The organism is Aminobacter sp. BA135 (assembly GCF_050859125.1).
Lineage (GTDB): Bacteria > Pseudomonadota > Alphaproteobacteria > Rhizobiales > Rhizobiaceae > Aminobacter > Aminobacter ciceronei.
The window spans coordinates 2,190,893-2,206,374 of sequence record NZ_CP139572.1 but is presented as its reverse complement, the minus strand read 5'-3'; the positions used below and the strand labels follow the sequence as shown (position 1 = coordinate 2,206,374).

Here is a 15,482-nt window from a genome sequence, read left to right as displayed (position 1 = left end):
ACTGTTGTTGCGCTTGTCAGCATAGGCAAGTGATTTAAGTTCAATGCCATGACCTCGCAAAGGTGCGGGCATGGAGATCGCGACGCCCGGGATCGTTTGACCTCTGGGGATTGGGCGGCAGGCACGACGTCCACACGGACGACGCACCGGACCAAGAGGCAAATAATCCTTGTAGATTGACGAAGCGGCCCCCTGTTCTGATGGACGAGAGAGGCACGCTGTAGCATTTTGAGTGAGCGCATCGGCAGTCCGGGAATCGGTTTTGATTTCAGGCGCCGCGCCAGAAGAAGGATCCGGCCCGCATGAGCGTGATGATCAAGGAAACGGCGATGAGCGAGAGCGAGATGATCGCCGCAGCCGAACGTGCGCTTGCCGACATCGCCAAGATCCGCGCTGGCGTCGGCCGCGTCATCTTCGGCCAGGAAAGCGTCGTTGAACGCACTCTGGTGGCGCTATTGGCCGGCGGCCATGCGCTGCTTGTCGGCGTGCCCGGCCTTGCCAAGACCAAGTTGGTCGAGACGCTCGGCATCGTGCTCGGCCTCGACTCGCGCCGCATCCAGTTCACGCCCGACCTGATGCCATCCGACATCCTAGGCTCCGAGGTGATGGAGCAGGACGACCAGGGCAAACGCTCCTTCCGCTTCATATCAGGGCCGATCTTCGCGCAATTGCTGATGGCCGACGAGATCAACCGCGCCAGCCCGCGCACCCAGTCGGCGCTGCTGCAGGCGATGCAGGAGTACCACGTGACGGTCGCGGGCGAGCGCCACGACCTACCCGCCCCTTTCCATGTGCTGGCAACCCAGAATCCGCTCGAGCAGGAAGGCACCTATCCGCTGCCGGAAGCCCAGCTCGACCGGTTCCTGATGCAGGTCGACATCCTTTATCCCGAGCTTGAGGCCGAGCGTCGCATCCTCCTGGAAACCACAGGCATCGAAGACGCCAGGGCGCAGAATGTGCTCGATCCCGAACGCCTGAAGGACATCCAGTTGCTGATCCGGCGCATGCCGATGCCCGAAACCGTGGTCGAGGCGATCCTCAAGCTGGTGCGTTCGGCGCGCCCCGGCCAGGGCCATGCCGAGACTGACAAACACGTCTCCTGGGGCCCCGGTCCGCGCGCCAGCCAGGCGCTGACACTGTGTGCCAGGGCGCGCGCCCTCTATGACGGGCGGCTTGCGCCGTCGATCGACGACATCCGCGCGCTGGCGGAGCCGGTGCTGCAGCACCGCATGGCGTTGACCTTCGCCGCCCGCGCCGAAGGCATGACGGTCCGCGACGTGGTGGCGCGGCTGGTCAAGGACATCTGATGGCGCGCATCGGCGAGGCATCGGCACCGGTTGCGACCAGCGATGCGCTTGCCCGTGGCAGGTTGCGCGCCTCGCTGGTGCCTGACCTGCTGGTCGAGGCCCGCCGCATCGTCAACACTGTCATCGCCGGTTGGCATGGCCGCAAGAAGCGCGGCATAGGCGAGAATTTCTGGCAGTTCCGACCCTATGTGCAGGGCGAGGCGATGGCGCGCATCGACTGGCGGCGCTCGGCCCGAGACGACCACACCTATGTGCGCGACCGCGAATGGGAAGCGGCCCACACGGTCTGGTTGTGGGCAGACCTGTCGCCGTCGATGCTGTACAAGTCGAAGACGGCGACCGTGTCGAAGGAATCACGCGCACTGGTGCTGGTCTTTGCGCTGGCCGAGCTTCTGTCACGCAGCGGCGAGCGCATAGCATGGCCGGGACTGACCGACCCGTTCAGCGCCCGCAACGGCGCCGAGCGGCTGGCCTCGCATCTGGCGCAAGCCGTTTCACTGCCGGCGAAACCTGATCTGTCCAGCATCCGTCGCTTCTCCGACATCGTCATCATCGGTGACTTCCTCGATCCGGTCGAAGAGACGATGGCCTGGCTCGATACGTTGGCCCGCCATGGCGCCCGCGCCCATCTGATCGAGGTCGCCGATCCTGCGGAAGAGAATTTCCCCTATGCCGGCCGCACCGAATTCACCGACCCCGAGACGGGCGAAAAGCTGACCGCCGGCCGCGCCGAGCAATTGTCGGACGCCTATCGCAATCTCTACGGCGCGCGCCGCGAGGAACTGGCCGCCTGGTGCAAGCGGCTCGGCTGGAGCTACACGGTCAACCACACAGACCGCCTCGCCTCCGAGGCGCTGGTGCGCGTTCATATGGCGTTGACCTCGGAAGGCCACGGACCGGGAGGGCGCCGATGAGCTGGCTGCCGCTGTCGTTCGGATTTCCAGCCGTCTTGTGGGGGCTGCTCGCCCTGCCCGTCATCTGGTGGCTGCTCAGGCTGACGCCGCCCAAGCCGCAGGCCGAAATCTTCCCGCCGCTGAAGATTTTGGCGCGGGTGTTCAAGAAGGAAGAGACCCCACATCAAAGCCCGTGGTGGCTCACCCTGCTGCGCTTGCTGATGGCGGCACTGGTGGTGCTGGCGTTGGCCGAGCCGGTGTTCAATCCGCGCGAAAAACTGCCGACGGGCGGAGCTGCGCTGGCACTTGTGGTCGACAATGGCTGGGCGAGCGCACCGGACTGGAAACGCCGCGTTGCCACGGCCGAACGGCTTATCGCCGATGCCGGTGCATCAGGACAGCCGGTCGTGCTGGCCTTCACCGCCGAAAAGCCCAATGCCGAGATCGGTCCGTTCGATGCACAGGCAGCGCTCGATCGCCTGCGCGCCGCCGAACCGCGGCCGGTGCCGACCGACAGGGCGCCCGTTTACGCACGCGTCGCCACCGTTCTGGCAACTTTGCCCGGCACGAGCATAGCCGTTCTCGACGACGGGCTGGCGGGTGCAGGCGACGCGCAAGCGTTTTCGACGCTGCTGGGCCAGAACCCAGCCAATGTGCTGTGGGCCTCGCCCGAACGGCTCGACGCCAAGGGCCTGACATCAGCCGAAAACGAAATGGACGGCTTTGCGCTGACCGCCATCCGCGCGCCGGGCGACCCCGCTCCGGGGGCCGTGACGGCAGGTGCCTTCGACGACAAGGGCCGCCGCATCGCCGACGCCACGCTGGCCTTCGCGCCGGGCGAGACGGTGGCAACCGGCACGATGACCGTGCCTTTCGAACTGCGCAACGATTTTGCCTCGATCGCGCTGGACGGCCAGGGCCAGGCAGGCGCCGTGCGGGTGCTCGACGACAGCTCCAAACGCCGCCGTGTCGGCCTGCTGTCGCAGTCGGATGCCGACGACTCGCAGCCGCTGCTGGCGCCGCTCTATTACATTCGCCGCGCGCTCGAACCCTTTGCCGATTTGAGCGAACCAACGAGCTCCGACCTCGCCGAGGCGATCCCGCAAATGCTTGAGCAGAAGCCGGCGATGATCGTCATGGCCGATGTCGGCACCATCCCGCCGCAGGCGCGCGAGAAATTGCTGATCTGGCTCAAGGAAGGCGGCACGCTCGTGCGTTTCGCCGGCTCCCGCCTCGCCGCCGCCGGCAATGACGAGGAATTGCTGCCGGTGCGGCTCAGGCTCGGCGAACGTTCGCTCGGCGGCGCCCTGTCGTGGACGGCACCACAGCCGGTCAGCGACTTCCCCGGCGCCGGCCCGTTTGCCGACCTGTCGCCGCCCAACGAGGTGACTGTGAGCAAGCAGGTGCTGGCCGAGCCGACGCCTGATCTCGCTGCCAGCACCTGGGCCAATCTCGCCGACGGCACGCCGCTGGTGACGGGCGCCCGGCGCGGCAAGGGCACGCTGGTGCTGTTCCACATCGCGCCGCAGGCGACATGGTCGAACCTGCCGATCTCGGGCAGCTTCGTCGAGATGCTGCGCCGGATCGTGCAGCTGTCGCGCAACCAGGGCACGGCAACCACAGGCGTCGAGGGCAAGCCGGCATCGCTGGCACCGTACCGGATGATTTCGGCCGACGGCCGCATTGTGCCGCCGACGCCGGATGCCCGGCCGCTGCTGGCAGGTGCCGGCGCCCTGCCCGTCACGCTCGAAAACCCACCCGGCCTCTATGGCAGCGAAGAAGGTGTGCTCGCCCACAATCTGCTGAAATCCGACAGCACGCTGTCGCCGCTGGTGCGACCGCAGCTTTCAGCGCCGGTGACCGAAATACGTTACGCTTTCGACGAATCGCGCGACCTGAAAGGCTCGCTTGTGGCAGCAGCTCTGGCATTGATGGCGCTCGACACGCTCGCCGTGCTTTGGATGGGCGGCATGTTCTCGCGCCGTGGCGCGAGACGCGGGCGAACGGCCGGCACGGCCGCGGCAGTATTGCTTTGCCTCGGCGCACTGATGGCGCAGCCGAATCTGGCGCGTGCCGACGACGCCAAGCCAGGCGACGTCGAGGCGGTCGAGGCCATCTCGAAGACCCGCGTCGCCTATGTTCTGACCGGCGAAGCCTCGGTCGACGCCATAAGCCGTGCCGGCATCGCCGGGCTGACAAAATTCCTGATCGAGAAGACCGCGCTCGAACCGGGCGAGCCGGCCGGCGTCGACATCGCCAAGGACGAACTTGCTTTCTACCCGTTGATCTACTGGCCGATCGACCCGGCCGCCGCGATGCCGAGCGAAGCGGCGATCGCCCGCGTTGACGCCTACATGAAGCAGGGCGGCACCGTGCTTTTCGATACCCGCGACCAGTTCGCCAATGGCATTGGCGCCGATGCAGCGAGCCCGGCGACCGAGCGGCTGCGCGATATCCTTTCCAGCCTCAACGTGCCCCCACTGGAGCCGGTGCCGGCCGATCATGTGCTGACCAAGGCGTTCTTCATCCTTCCGGAGTTCCCCGGCCGTTTCAACGGCAGCCCGCTGTGGGTCGAGGCGTCGCTTGAGGCATCGAACGCGGAGGGCCGGCCGGTGCGCACCGGTGACGGCGTGACCCCGATCATGATCACCGCCAACGATTTCGCCGGCGCCTGGGCCATCGACGAGAACGGCGACCCGATGCTGCCGACGGTGCCTTCGGACCCGATGCAGCGCGTCTATGCGCTACGCGCCGGCGTCAACATCATGATGTACATGCTGACCGGCAACTACAAATCCGACCAGGTGCACGTACCTGTCCTGCTCGAACGGCTGGGGCAATAGCATGAACTGGTCCGTCGCCTTCGAGCCCCTGCTGTCGTGGCCTCTTCTGGCGGCGCTGCTCGTGCCGCTCGCCCTGCTCGCTTTTGTCGGCCTTTGGTTCCGCCAGCGCGGCGCCTGGCTGCGACTGGTTGCGCTCGGCGCGCTCGGGTTGGCACTGGCAAACCCTGTGATCCTCGACGAAGAGCGCGAGCCGCTGAAGAGCGTGGTCGCGATCATCGTCGACCGCAGCCAGAGCCAGGACATCGGTGCCCGCACCGCCCAGACCAATGCAGCGGTCGAAGGCCTCAAGGAACGGCTGGCGCGCTTCAGGCAGTTCGAGGTGCGTGTCGTCGAGGCCGGCCGTTCCGAGGCCGCCGACGACCGCACCGAAACGCGGCTGTTTGCGGCACTCGAAGGTGCATTCCGCGATGTTCCGCCGTCGCGTATCGGCGGCGCCGTGATGGTCACCGACGGCCAGGTGCACGACGTGCCCGGCGCCCCAGCGACCAGCGCACCGCTGCACGCGCTCATCACCGGCGAGGAGAATGAGCGCGACCGCCGCATCCGCTTCGAGAACGCTCCCCGCTTTGGTATCGTCGGCAAGCCGCTCGACATGACCTATCGCGTGATCGACACCGGAGGCGAGGCCGGGTTGGTCGACGTGCGCGTGTCGATCAACGGTAACCAGGTTTCGGTGCAGCGCGCCTTTGTCGGCCAGGAAATGCCGCTCCAGATCACCGTGCCGTCGGCCGGGCGCAACATCGTCGAACTGTCGATCGACCGGGTTCCGGGCGAGCTGACCGACACCAACAACCGCGCCATAGCCCTCGTCGACGGCATCCGCGAGAATTTGCGCGTGCTTCTGGTCTCGGGCGAACCGCATGCCGGCGAGCGTACCTGGCGCAACCTCTTGAAGTCCGACGCCTCGGTCGACCTCGTGCATTTCACCATTCTGCGGCCGCCTGAAAAGCAGGACGGCACGCCGATAAACGAACTTTCGCTGATCGCCTTTCCGACGCGCGAGCTGTTTGTCGAGCGCATCAACGACTTCGACCTGATCATCTTCGACCGCTACCAGCACCGCGACGTGCTGCCGATCCTCTATTACGACTACATTGCCGAATATGTCGAAAAGGGCGGCGCGCTGCTGATCGCCGCCGGCCCCGAATATGCCGGCGAGCAGTCGATCGCCAACACGCCGCTGATCTCGGCCCTGCCCGCCATGCCCAATGGCGACGTTGTCGAGAAGGCCTTCTATCCACGCCTGACCGAACTCGGTCAGCGCCACCCGGTGACGCGCGGCCTCGAGGGTTCGGCGCAGGAGCCGCCGCGCTGGAGCCGCTGGTTCCGCCAGATCGGCATCGAACAGCCGGAGGGCGAAGTGGTGATGAAGGGTGCCGATGACAGGCCCCTGCTCCTGCTCGACCGCAAGGGCGAAGGCCGGGTCGGCATGTTCCTGTCCGACCAGGGCTGGCTGTGGGCACGCGGCTTCGAGGGTGGCGGCCCGCATGTCTCGCTCTACCGCCGCATCGCGCACTGGCTGATGAAGGAGCCCGAACTCGAGGAAGAGCGCCTGACCGCAGACGGTCGCGGCATGGTGCTCGATATCCGCCGCCAGACGATGCGCGACGAAGCTGGTCCTGCCCGCGTCATCACGCCGTCCGGCAAGACGCTCGACGTCCAGCTCGCCAAGAGCGACCCCGGCATCTTCACTGGGAGCGTCGAGGTCGGCGAGATCGGCCTCTACCAGGTCGGCAATGGCGACCTGACCGCGCTTGCCCATGTCGGGCCGGTCAACGCGCCCGAATTCGCCGACGTGGTCTCGACCGAAAACGTGCTGCGCCCAACCGCCGAGGCAACCGGCGGCGACGTGCGCCGCCTGGCCGCGACCGGCATCTCGGCCCTGTCCAACGGCATCTCGCTGCCAAGCATCGTACCGGTGCGCGGCAATGCCGAAGCCTCCGGCCGCGACTGGCTCGGCTTCCGCACCACCGACGACAGCGTGCTGAAGTCGGTGTCGCGGGTGCCGCTGTTCGGCGGCTTCCTCGGCCTTGGCTTGCTGCTGCTGGCGCTCGGCGGAATGTGGTACCGCGAGGGCCGGTAGCCCCTCGAAATCAATCAGCGCAGGCGGTTGTCTTCCATCATTTGCAGCTCGCGACGTCGCGAGCCGTCGCTGTCGGCGAGCCGCAGACGCGCGATTTCGTCCTTGCGCGCGGTCAGCTTGACCAGCTTGGCCGGCGGCGCGGAAACTTTGATGACTGAGGTCTTCGGCCTTCTCGTGAACATCATGGCTTTGTCCTCGCATGGGGGGAATGCAGTCCGCCGCGAAGGACCAGACGGTCCTGCGGGAAAGCAACTGCCAATTGTCTGCTAGTGCTGAGACGGTATCAGCATTCCACGACCGCTGCTAGACGGACACGATCCGAAATAAATTTTGAAATAGAACCTAGCCTGCAAAAAACACCTTACATAAACCGCAATTAAGGTTTAGAAGTAATCAATCGTTTTTTGGGCCAGCTTGGCTATCGCGGCGTCAGAGGTTCTCGACCCGCCAAACTCTTTCCAAATCGTCGATCTATTGATGTGCGGCAATACTTGCCGCGCGACGACTTTTCTCATTCGAAAGATACTCCCATGAACACTGGAACCGTGAAGTTCTACAATGGCCAGAAGGGCTTTGGCTTCATCGAGCAGGCCGGCGGCGGCAAGGACGTTTTCGTCCATGTCAGCGCGCTCGAGCGCGCCGGCTTCTCCGGCCTGGCCGAAGGCCAGAAGCTGAATTTCGAGCTGGAGCGCGACAACAAGGGCCGCGAGTCGGCCACCAATCTTCAGCTGCTCTGATTTCATTTGGCCCGGATCGAAGGACGCTGACCACGGATGTACTGGCAGCACCCATCCGGTCCGACCCAGGCACGCTTGAAGCGGCGAAAGCGGGGCATTGCTCCGCTTTTCGTTCATTTCGGGAGACATCGATGACCGGGCGCACCAAACGTTCAACCGTCCATTTCGACAGGCCGTTCGCCTTGCGCGGGATCGAGGAGATCCAGCCGGCAGGCGACTACGACATCGACCAGGACGAAGAGCTGATCGACGGCATCTCGTGGATCGCTTACCGCCGCGTCGCCACCTACATTCACCTGCCCGCGCGATCATCCAACCTGCTGACCAGCCAGGTTCTCGCCATCGACCATGCCGAACTCGAAGCCGCGCTGCGGCAGGACCAGGAAAAGGCCGCATGATCAGGTTCACAAAAGGACCGGCTTCAGCCCCGCGCGTGGAAAAGCCGTCGCATCGCTTCACCGTCGGCCAGATGGTGCGGATCAAGAGCCGGATCGGCATCGCGGTAAAGGACGCAGAGACCTTCCACGTCAAAGCGACGCTGCCGGCCAAAGACGGCTCGCCGCAATACCGCATTCGCAGTGACCGCGAAAACCACGAGCGGGTCACCACGGAAGACAATCTCGAGGGCGTCGAAGCGGTAGCCGAATAGGTTCGCTTCGCAACAGGAAGGGCACGACCATGGCCAAGGGCCAACAACGCAGCAACCGCGAAACCAGAAAGCCCAAGAAGGAGAAGGTCGAAGTCAAAGCCGCGTCCACCTTCGGTTCGCAGGTCAAGCAGGCAGAGACAACATCCTACAAAGGCAAGCCGAAAGGCTGACCTGTTCGCGAAGGCGGCTGGAGGCAGATGTGAATTTCGTCATCGAATTCTATCGCCTGCGCAAGGAAGACGGCGCGCACGCGACGCTCGACCGCATTTCCCTCGAAGCGCCGGATATCGACGCGGCCGTCGATGTCGCCAGCTCGCTTTTCCATACGCTCACAATGCCGCAGGTGCCTGACCAGGTCCGCATCTGCGACTGGGGCGGACGCGAACTCTATGTCGGCCCGGCCTCGGGTACGGAACCGGCAGCATTGTAGCGGATTGGCGGCAGCCTGCCTGCGGGCATCTTGCCCTCTGCTGCGCGGACACTCCTCACTCCTCCGGTTCTGTCGTGAACTGCAGCGGATAGCCCTTGGCCTTGCCGGCTTCCGTCGCCCGCGTCGCCTTGGTCTCGGCGACATCCCGGGTGAACACCGCAACGACGCAGACACCACGCTGGTGTGCGGTGATCATCACCCGGTAGGCCTGGTCTTCCGACATGTGGAATTCGCCCTTCAGCACCGTGACGACGAAGTCGCGCGGGGTGAAGTCGTCATTGATGAGAATGACCTTGTGCAGCTTCGGCCGCTCGGTCTTGGGACGAAGCTTGGTGCGGGGGACGGCGGTGGTTTCGGGCATGGCAATCGCGCCTCATGCTCACGTCCCGATAGTATGGGGTCGATCGCAACCCGCTGCAACGGTTTCGGAACCCATGCTCCGCCCTACCATTGTGCGCTCGAGGACGCTTGCGAGAAAAATTGGCCGGCATTGTAGGATCGGCCGGCAGCCATTCGTCCTTGCAACGTCACAACACGAGGAGAAGAAGCATGTCTTATGTCGATGGGTTCCTGCTCGCCGTGCCGAAAGGCAAGATCGAGGCCTACAAGGAGATGGCGCGCCTCGGAAGCGAGGTCTGGAAAGACCACGGCGCACTCGCCTATGTGGAGTGCCTGGCCGATGACGTCCCTTATGGCGAAGTCACCTCCTTTCCCCGCGCCGTGCAGGCCACGGACGACGAGATTGTCGTCTTCTCTTGGATCGTCTACCGCTCGCGGGAGGACCGCGACGAGATCATGAAGAAGGTGATGGCCGACCCACGCTTGGAGGGCGATCCAGCGTCATGGCCGTTCGACGGCAAGCGCATGATCTATGGCGGGTTCAAGCCGTTTGTAGAAGCCTGATCCCTCCGACCAATTGATGGCGGTTACTGGCAGCAATCGGCAAACCGCCATCTTGACCGCAACAGCCGTTCCGTGAATAAGGATGCAACCCCGCATAGATTGAAACAGAAAAACCTTCCCGCCTAGGTAGCTGTCGGGTGCATTCTGAAACGGAACCGTTCGATGCAGCGCCTTACAACCTTTGACGTACCCACACGCGACCGCCTGTCCTACCTGCACGATTTCGTTGCCCGTCACGTTGCCGGCCTGCGCTTTCGGCCGGAAGACGCTGACAACTTTGCCTTCGATGTCTCCGCCTACTTTCTCGACGCCGGCACGACGGTCGGCACTGCCTGCTATTCAGCCGTGCTCGGCGAACGCCCGAAGGACCTGATGGCAGCGGACGGCCGCCAGGACTATCTGATGACCATCCACACCACCGACTATGAGGTGGCGGTGGCCGGCAAGCCGCCCTTGTCGATCAAGGCCGGCGACATCACGTTGCTCAACGAAGCGACGTCAATGGCCTTCGCCTTGCCCAACACGCTGCTGAAGGTGGTATCCTTGAACGAGGCGCGGCTGGCAGCCCTTGCGCCACGCATCCGCCAGAAGGCGTTTCATCACATCCGTGCCGATGCCGCCGGCGCCGGGCTGCTGACGGGTTATGCCGACCTGTTGCGGTCGCAGGCACCCGAAGGCGAGGCCGGGCGTCGACTTGCCGGCAACCACATCTACGACCTCGCCGCCCTCGTCGTGCAGGGCGCGACCGCAGCCAGTGCGGAACCGGTGCGCGCCAGCCTCAGCTCGGCGCGGCTGGGACTGGTCAAGGCCGAGATGTTGCGCCAACTGACCGATCCAGAGCTTACGGTCACCTCGATTGCGCGGCGTCAGGGCGTGACCCCGCGCTACATCCAGCGACTTTTCGAGCAGGAAGGGATTACCTTCTCCGAGTTCCTGCGCGACGCTCGCCTCGACCTCGCCTACAACGCGCTCGACCTTGCCGGCGCCACAACGGTGTCGGCGATCGCCTTTGATGCCGGCTTCAACGACCTGTCGCATTTCAACCGTGCCTTCAGGCAGCGCTTCGGCGTGACGCCTTCGGAAATAAAGGCGGCTGCACTGCGCCGCTGTCAATAAAGCCTGCGCGTCCAGACGTATGAAAGCCGCGCAACCTCATTGAGGCTTCGCATCGGCTTGCCGAAAATCGGTTCCGGCTCTCGGCCGATACGTTGGACGCCCGCACTGTTCGCTCCAGACCGCACCTGTTCGCCCCACGCCAAGACGACATCTGTGCTGTCGTCGTAAATCGGCGCCGTGGCGGACCGATGCATCCGAAGGGCGGGGGCGCTCATCGACGCATGCGAGGCCGGCCATCGCCGGACCGTCGACTGGGCAGAGTCGACGGTCCGCGCATGGCCCGCATCCAGAGAGTTCGCGCCTTCTCCAGCGAAATCGAGAGATCCATGAAAAGAGCGATTGCATTGATGATGTGCGGCATGCTCGCCGCCTGCAGTCAGACGACGTCGACGACCAGCACCACGACGTCGGCAGGCGCGCCCAAGGCGGCAGCACAATTGGCCCCCAAGGGCAAGAAGCAGACGGCAGCCCAGCGCTGCGAGGAAGCGATGCGCAAGGCGACCCAGGCGCAGACGAATGCCGCCATGCTCGGCGGCGCGCTGTCGATGGTCGGCGGCTTCGGCGGACTTGGCCGCGGCGGCGCCATCGCGGGCTCCGTGGCCTCGGTCGGCGGCTCGCTGATGCAGGCCAAGGCGCAGAACGACGCCGACAAGGCGCTCGATGCTGAGTGCATGGGATGAGCGCCGCCCTCAGACGCCGCATCGCCGGCGGCCTGCTGGCGGCGAGCCTGGCGCTCGGAGCGCTGGTGCTGCCGGCCCGGGCATTGACGCTGGAAGAAGCCGGCAAGGTGGTGCAACTGCTCGGCGAACTTGAACCCGAACTCGGTCGCCTCGCCTATGACGAGGAAGAGGCCGACCAGTGGTTCGACGACGATTCCGGGCTTGAAGGCCGCATCGCCAAGGCCGGATTCACCAGGGAAAGCTGGAAGGAGGCGCTCGACGCCACCTTCCGCGGCTATCTCGCGACGATCGCCGCCGAACGCTTCGAAGCGACGTTCTCTGGCCTTACGGAAAAGGTCGACGCCAGCGACCTGAACGCCGAGCAGAAGGCCGAGATGCGCAGCTTCGTCGAGGAAAAGATCACCGAGACGCGGGCCCTGCGCGCCGAAGGCGCGCAATATATCGACGCCGTGCAGCCTTATGCGGCCAAACTGAACGAGCTGCTGGGCGACGGGGAAGAGTGATCCGAGCGGCTTTTCTTCTCCCCGTTTGCCGGGAGAAGAAAAGCTGTCATCGCCTCAGCACAGCACTTAGCACGTCGCGGATGCCGATGGCGCCAACGAAGCGGGACTGGTCGTCGAACAGCGCCACGGGCGATGTCTGCGAGCGGTGCATGGCAAGCATCACCAGCTTGAGCGATGTGCCCGGCTTCGCCCAGAAGACGTGCGAGGCCTCGTCGGCCGACTTGTCGATCTCGTCGACCGAAACCCAGACGGCCGGCTGGCCGTTGCGCTCGGCAGCGGCAACCAGGCCCTGCGCGTCGATCTTGAAGCGCGTGGTCTTGCGCCGGTCGAGCCAGAGCCAGCCCTCGCCCGCATCCTCAAGGTCGCGGCGGTCACGCATGACATTCCATGCGGTGAGCACCGACAGTGGATTCACGTTGGCGATGAAGTCGCGAACATAGTCATTGGCCGGACGCAGCACGATATCTTCTGGCGGCCCGGACTGAACGATGCGGCCCCCCTCCATGATGGTGATGGTGTTGCCGATCTTGAGCGCTTCCTCGAGGTCGTGACTGACGAAGATGATCGTCTTCTTCAGCGTCTTCTGCAGCTGCAGCAGCTCGTCCTGCAGCTTGGTGCGGATCAGCGGGTCGAGCGCCGAGAATGGCTCGTCCATCAACAGGATCGGCGCTTCGGTGGCGAAGGCGCGGGCTAGGCCGACACGCTGCTGCATGCCGCCCGACAGCTCATGCGCGTACTTCTTGGCCCAGGGCGTCAGGTTGACCAGGTCGAGCTGCTTGCCGACCTTTGCCTTGCGCTCGGCGTCGGGCATGCCGGCAAGCTCGAGGCCGAGGCCGACATTTTCCTCGACCGTACGCCAGGGCAAAAGGCCGAACTGCTGGAACACCATGGCGACCTGGTGCTGGCGCAGGCGGCGCAAGGTCGGCTCGTCGCAGGAGACGACGTCGACCATCCTGTCGCCGTCCTTGACCATGACCTGGCCACGCGAGACGATGTTGAGGCGATTGACGGCGCGCAGCAGCGTCGACTTGCCGGAGCCGGATAGGCCCATCAGGACAGATATTTCGCCCTCGTTGATGGTCAGGTTGGCGCCGGCGCAGCCCAGCACATTGCCGGTCTTTTCGAGGATCTCGGCGCGAGTGGCACCCTTGTCGAGCATGGCGAGCGAAGCGGAGGTGTCGGCACCAAAGACGATGTCGACATTCTTGAAATCGACGGCGACGTTCATTTCTTGCCTCCCACGCCGATACGCGTCATGCGGTCGAGAACGATGGCGAGCACGACGATCGCCAGCCCTGCTTCAAGTCCGAGGTCGATCTTGCGCGAGCCGAGCGCGCGGTTGATTTCGGTGCCGAGGCCACCGGCGCCGATGAGGGCAGCGAACACGACCATCGACAGCGACAGCATGATGCACTGGGTGAGTCCCGCCATGATGGTGGGTAGGGCCGCCGGTAGCTCGACCTTCCACAGCAGCTGGCGCTTGGTGGCACCAAAGGCCTGGCCGGCCTCGATGATCGCGGTCGGCACCGAGGTGACGCCGAGATGGGTCAGGCGCACCGCCGTCGGAATGACGAAGATGATGGTGACGATCAGGCCGGGCGCGTTGCCAAGACCGAACAAGGTGAGCACCGGGATCAGGTAGACGAAGGTCGGCAGCGTCTGCATCAGGTCGAGCACCGGCAACATGAAGCGATAGACCTTGGGCTTGTGCGCCGCCCAGATGCCAAGCGGCACGCCGATGGCCATCGAGGCGGCAGCGGCAGCAACGACCAGCACCAGCGTCTCGACGGTCTGCTTCCAAAGGCCCTGGTTGATGATGAACAAAAGACCGAGCGCAACCCCTATAGCCAGCGCCCGCGAACGCTGCAGGTACCAAGCGAGAGCCGCGACCAGCGCCACGACCACCACCGGAGGCAGCAGCAGCAGCCCGTCGACGAGCCCGTCGAGCAACAAGTTGAGCCCGTTGGAAAAGCCGCGGAAGATGGCGTTGAAATTGTCGGTCAGGAAGGTGAAGAACGCCTTGCCCCACAGGCCGATCGGAATCTTGTAGGCAGCCAGCAAGTTCGATACCGGATCCATCTGTCCCCTCTCTATTGCTTTCGCAGGCGCCGGTCGCGCTGGCGCTTCTCGCTTAACTTGATACGAAAAAGGGCAGCTGTCTCGCTTCGCTGCCCTTCATCATGTCATTTGCAGGCTGGACGCCGGCTTTAGCTCGCCAGAGCAGCCTTCACCGCAGCCGTTGCATCGCCGCCGTCGAAGGTGGTGACGCCGTTGAGCCATGGCGTTGCTGCATCCGGATTGGCCTTGAGCCAGTCCTTGGCAACGTCGTTGGCGTTACCACCCTTGAGGATGGCATCCATCATGGTGCCTTCCATCTCCAGGTTGAACTTCAGATTGCCGAGGAACTTGCCGACATTCGGGCACTCGGCGACGTAACCCTTGCGGACGTTGGTGCTGACGGTAGCAGCGCCAAAGCCGGAATCGCCCATGCCGTCGAGATAGGCGATCTTCATCGCGCCCATGACAGGATGCGGCGTCCAGCCGAGGAAGGCGATCCACTCGTTCGACTTCATCGATTGCTCGGCCTGGGTCAGCATGCCGGCCTCAGACGATTCGACCAGTTCGAAGCCGGTGAGATTGTTCTCGGGCTTGGAGATCATGTCGAGGATGATGCGATTGCCGTCGTTGCCGGCTTCGATGCCGTAGATCTTGCCGCCGAACTTGTCCTTGAACTTACCGAGATCGGTCAGCGTCTTGACCCCGCCTTCGGCGACGTAGGACGGCACGACGATGCCGTAACCGGCGCCGGACAGGTTTTCGCCGATGGTCTCGACCGAGCCGTCGGCGACATATTCCTTGATGTCGGCAGTCATCGACGGCATCCAGTTGCCGAGGAAGACGTCGAGATCCTTGTTCTTCAGCGAGGCGTAGGTGACCGGCACGGAAAGCTGGATGACCTCCGGCTCGTAGCCGAGTGCGGTCAAAAGCACCGAAGCGACGCCTGTCGTGGCCTGGATGTCGGTCCAGCCAACATCGGACAGGCGCACCTTCTTGCAGCTTTCGGCATCGCCCGCGAAGGCGGCACCGGCAGTCATGACCGCCGACACGCCGACAGCGGCGGCGAGTAGTTTCATGCGCGACATATGGAATCTCCCATTCGTATTTATGACGGCAACGCGGTATTGTTGTTGTTCGTCTTTGTCGCGAGCCAAACACCATTTTCCTTTGGATTCAAGTGACATGACGCAACGACAGACGCCGCCGGCTTATCCATCAGCGACATCACGAAGGTTTTTTGCGGTGGATGGCAGGGCTGGCCCCTCCCCGCGCCCGACGGC

The 15,482-nt window shown here is 64.3% G+C and carries 18 protein-coding genes; 13 read left to right on the top strand and 5 right to left on the bottom strand.

The window, feature by feature from the left end; translation table 11 throughout:
- Positions 1–302: 302 nt before the first annotated feature.
- Genes SLT36_RS10750 through SLT36_RS10735 form a run of 4 tightly spaced genes read left to right on the top strand, consistent with a single transcriptional unit; the run spans position 303 to position 7,126 of the window.
- The gene (locus SLT36_RS10750) at positions 303–1,307 is read left to right on the top strand and encodes an AAA family ATPase (RefSeq protein ID WP_432287366.1); all 1,005 of its coding nucleotides are present in this window, start codon (positions 303–305) and stop codon (positions 1,305–1,307) included.
- Positions 1,307–2,221 (top strand): DUF58 domain-containing protein, encoded by a 915-nt coding sequence (locus SLT36_RS10745; RefSeq protein WP_432287365.1) that lies wholly within the window; start codon positions 1,307–1,309, stop codon positions 2,219–2,221. Before SLT36_RS10750 ends, SLT36_RS10745 begins: the two co-directional genes overlap by 1 nt.
- The gene (locus tag SLT36_RS10740; RefSeq protein WP_432287363.1) at positions 2,218–5,043 is read left to right on the top strand and encodes a DUF4159 domain-containing protein; all 2,826 of its coding nucleotides are present in this window, start codon (positions 2,218–2,220) and stop codon (positions 5,041–5,043) included. Before SLT36_RS10745 ends, SLT36_RS10740 begins: the two co-directional genes overlap by 4 nt.
- A gap of 1 nt (position 5,044) precedes the next feature.
- A complete protein-coding gene (locus tag SLT36_RS10735) occupies positions 5,045–7,126 on the top strand; it encodes a hypothetical protein (RefSeq protein WP_432287361.1) in 2,082 nt (693 codons plus the stop codon).
- Between the two features lie 14 nt (positions 7,127–7,140).
- Here SLT36_RS10735 and SLT36_RS10730 read toward each other — a convergent pair whose 3' ends face one another.
- A complete protein-coding gene (locus SLT36_RS10730) occupies positions 7,141–7,311 on the bottom strand; it encodes a hypothetical protein (RefSeq protein ID WP_432287360.1) in 171 nt (56 codons plus the stop codon).
- Positions 7,312–7,656: 345 nt separating this feature from the next.
- Between SLT36_RS10730 and SLT36_RS10725 the strand changes: the two genes are divergently transcribed.
- The 5 genes from SLT36_RS10725 to SLT36_RS10705 all read left to right on the top strand — a co-directional run bounded on the left by SLT36_RS10725 (position 7,657) and on the right by SLT36_RS10705 (position 8,942).
- Positions 7,657–7,863: a cold-shock protein gene (locus SLT36_RS10725; RefSeq protein WP_067959320.1), complete on the top strand. Its 207-nt coding sequence runs from the start codon at positions 7,657–7,659 to the stop codon at positions 7,861–7,863.
- 131 nt (positions 7,864–7,994) lie between these two features.
- Complete coding sequence (locus SLT36_RS10720; RefSeq protein ID WP_432287359.1) at positions 7,995–8,261, top strand: hypothetical protein; 267 nt, start codon at positions 7,995–7,997, stop codon at positions 8,259–8,261.
- Positions 8,258–8,512, top strand: a complete 255-nt coding sequence (locus SLT36_RS10715) for a hypothetical protein (protein ID WP_432287357.1) — start codon at positions 8,258–8,260, stop codon at positions 8,510–8,512. The genes SLT36_RS10720 and SLT36_RS10715 overlap by 4 nt, the downstream gene beginning before the upstream one ends.
- 29 nt (positions 8,513–8,541) lie before the next feature.
- The gene (locus SLT36_RS10710) at positions 8,542–8,682 is read left to right on the top strand and encodes a hypothetical protein (RefSeq protein ID WP_165915833.1); all 141 of its coding nucleotides are present in this window, start codon (positions 8,542–8,544) and stop codon (positions 8,680–8,682) included.
- A 29-nt stretch (positions 8,683–8,711) separates the two neighbouring features.
- The gene (locus tag SLT36_RS10705; RefSeq protein WP_432287356.1) at positions 8,712–8,942 is read left to right on the top strand and encodes a hypothetical protein; all 231 of its coding nucleotides are present in this window, start codon (positions 8,712–8,714) and stop codon (positions 8,940–8,942) included.
- 55 nt (positions 8,943–8,997) lie between these two features.
- Here SLT36_RS10705 and clpS read toward each other — a convergent pair whose 3' ends face one another.
- Positions 8,998–9,303 (bottom strand): ATP-dependent Clp protease adapter ClpS, encoded by a 306-nt coding sequence (clpS, locus tag SLT36_RS10700; RefSeq protein WP_432287354.1) that lies wholly within the window; start codon positions 9,301–9,303, stop codon positions 8,998–9,000.
- A 188-nt stretch (positions 9,304–9,491) separates the two neighbouring features.
- On the opposite strand from clpS, the gene SLT36_RS10695 reads away from it, so the two are divergent.
- The 4 genes from SLT36_RS10695 to SLT36_RS10680 all read left to right on the top strand — a co-directional run bounded on the left by SLT36_RS10695 (position 9,492) and on the right by SLT36_RS10680 (position 12,144).
- Positions 9,492–9,845 (top strand): DUF1428 domain-containing protein, encoded by a 354-nt coding sequence (locus tag SLT36_RS10695; protein WP_432287352.1) that lies wholly within the window; start codon positions 9,492–9,494, stop codon positions 9,843–9,845.
- Positions 9,846–10,007: 162 nt separating this feature from the next.
- On the top strand, positions 10,008–10,961 hold the full coding sequence (locus SLT36_RS10690) for a helix-turn-helix transcriptional regulator (RefSeq protein WP_432287351.1): 954 nt from the start codon (positions 10,008–10,010) through the stop codon (positions 10,959–10,961).
- Positions 10,962–11,287: 326 nt separating this feature from the next.
- Entirely contained in the window at positions 11,288–11,641 is a 354-nt protein-coding gene (locus SLT36_RS10685; protein WP_432287350.1) for a hypothetical protein, read from the top strand.
- Positions 11,638–12,144 carry a hypothetical protein gene (locus SLT36_RS10680; protein ID WP_432287348.1) on the top strand — a complete coding sequence of 169 codons (507 nt, stop codon included), beginning with the start codon at positions 11,638–11,640 and terminating at the stop codon, positions 12,142–12,144. The genes SLT36_RS10685 and SLT36_RS10680 overlap by 4 nt, the downstream gene beginning before the upstream one ends.
- Positions 12,145–12,190: 46 nt before the next feature.
- Here the strand turns inward: SLT36_RS10680 and choV are convergent, their stop codons facing one another.
- The 3 genes from choV to choX form a co-directional block, all read right to left on the bottom strand.
- Positions 12,191–13,372 carry a choline ABC transporter ATP-binding protein gene (choV, locus tag SLT36_RS10675; protein ID WP_286291282.1) on the bottom strand — a complete coding sequence of 394 codons (1,182 nt, stop codon included), beginning with the start codon at positions 13,370–13,372 and terminating at the stop codon, positions 12,191–12,193.
- On the bottom strand, positions 13,369–14,223 hold the full coding sequence (gene choW, locus SLT36_RS10670; RefSeq protein WP_067959292.1) for a choline ABC transporter permease subunit: 855 nt from the start codon (positions 14,221–14,223) through the stop codon (positions 13,369–13,371). The genes choV and choW overlap by 4 nt, the downstream gene beginning before the upstream one ends.
- A 128-nt stretch (positions 14,224–14,351) precedes the next feature.
- Complete coding sequence (gene choX, locus SLT36_RS10665) at positions 14,352–15,287, bottom strand: choline ABC transporter substrate-binding protein (RefSeq protein ID WP_432287346.1); 936 nt, start codon at positions 15,285–15,287, stop codon at positions 14,352–14,354.
- Positions 15,288–15,482: the final 195 nt, after the last annotated feature.

What these genes read in the sequence shown, in the direction of transcription:
- SLT36_RS10750 (WP_432287366.1), top strand. Translation starts at nt 303, where the DNA reads ATGAGCGTGATGATCAAGGAAACGGCGATGAGCGAGAGCGAGATGATC.
- SLT36_RS10745 (WP_432287365.1), top strand. Translation starts at nt 1,307, where the DNA reads ATGGCGCGCATCGGCGAGGCATCGGCACCGGTTGCGACCAGCGATGCG.
- SLT36_RS10740 (WP_432287363.1), top strand. Translation starts at nt 2,218, where the DNA reads ATGAGCTGGCTGCCGCTGTCGTTCGGATTTCCAGCCGTCTTGTGGGGG.
- SLT36_RS10735 (WP_432287361.1), top strand. Translation starts at nt 5,045, where the DNA reads ATGAACTGGTCCGTCGCCTTCGAGCCCCTGCTGTCGTGGCCTCTTCTG.
- SLT36_RS10730 (WP_432287360.1), bottom strand. Translation starts at nt 7,311, where the DNA reads ATGATGTTCACGAGAAGGCCGAAGACCTCAGTCATCAAAGTTTCCGCG.
- SLT36_RS10725 (WP_067959320.1), top strand. Translation starts at nt 7,657, where the DNA reads ATGAACACTGGAACCGTGAAGTTCTACAATGGCCAGAAGGGCTTTGGC.
- SLT36_RS10720 (WP_432287359.1), top strand. Translation starts at nt 7,995, where the DNA reads ATGACCGGGCGCACCAAACGTTCAACCGTCCATTTCGACAGGCCGTTC.
- SLT36_RS10715 (WP_432287357.1), top strand. Translation starts at nt 8,258, where the DNA reads ATGATCAGGTTCACAAAAGGACCGGCTTCAGCCCCGCGCGTGGAAAAG.
- SLT36_RS10710 (WP_165915833.1), top strand. Translation starts at nt 8,542, where the DNA reads ATGGCCAAGGGCCAACAACGCAGCAACCGCGAAACCAGAAAGCCCAAG.
- clpS (WP_432287354.1), bottom strand. Translation starts at nt 9,303, where the DNA reads ATGCCCGAAACCACCGCCGTCCCCCGCACCAAGCTTCGTCCCAAGACC.
- SLT36_RS10695 (WP_432287352.1), top strand. Translation starts at nt 9,492, where the DNA reads ATGTCTTATGTCGATGGGTTCCTGCTCGCCGTGCCGAAAGGCAAGATC.
- SLT36_RS10690 (WP_432287351.1), top strand. Translation starts at nt 10,008, where the DNA reads ATGCAGCGCCTTACAACCTTTGACGTACCCACACGCGACCGCCTGTCC.
- SLT36_RS10685 (WP_432287350.1), top strand. Translation starts at nt 11,288, where the DNA reads ATGAAAAGAGCGATTGCATTGATGATGTGCGGCATGCTCGCCGCCTGC.
- SLT36_RS10680 (WP_432287348.1), top strand. Translation starts at nt 11,638, where the DNA reads ATGAGCGCCGCCCTCAGACGCCGCATCGCCGGCGGCCTGCTGGCGGCG.
- choV (WP_286291282.1), bottom strand. Translation starts at nt 13,372, where the DNA reads ATGAACGTCGCCGTCGATTTCAAGAATGTCGACATCGTCTTTGGTGCC.
- choW (WP_067959292.1), bottom strand. Translation starts at nt 14,223, where the DNA reads ATGGATCCGGTATCGAACTTGCTGGCTGCCTACAAGATTCCGATCGGC.
- choX (WP_432287346.1), bottom strand. Translation starts at nt 15,287, where the DNA reads ATGTCGCGCATGAAACTACTCGCCGCCGCTGTCGGCGTGTCGGCGGTC.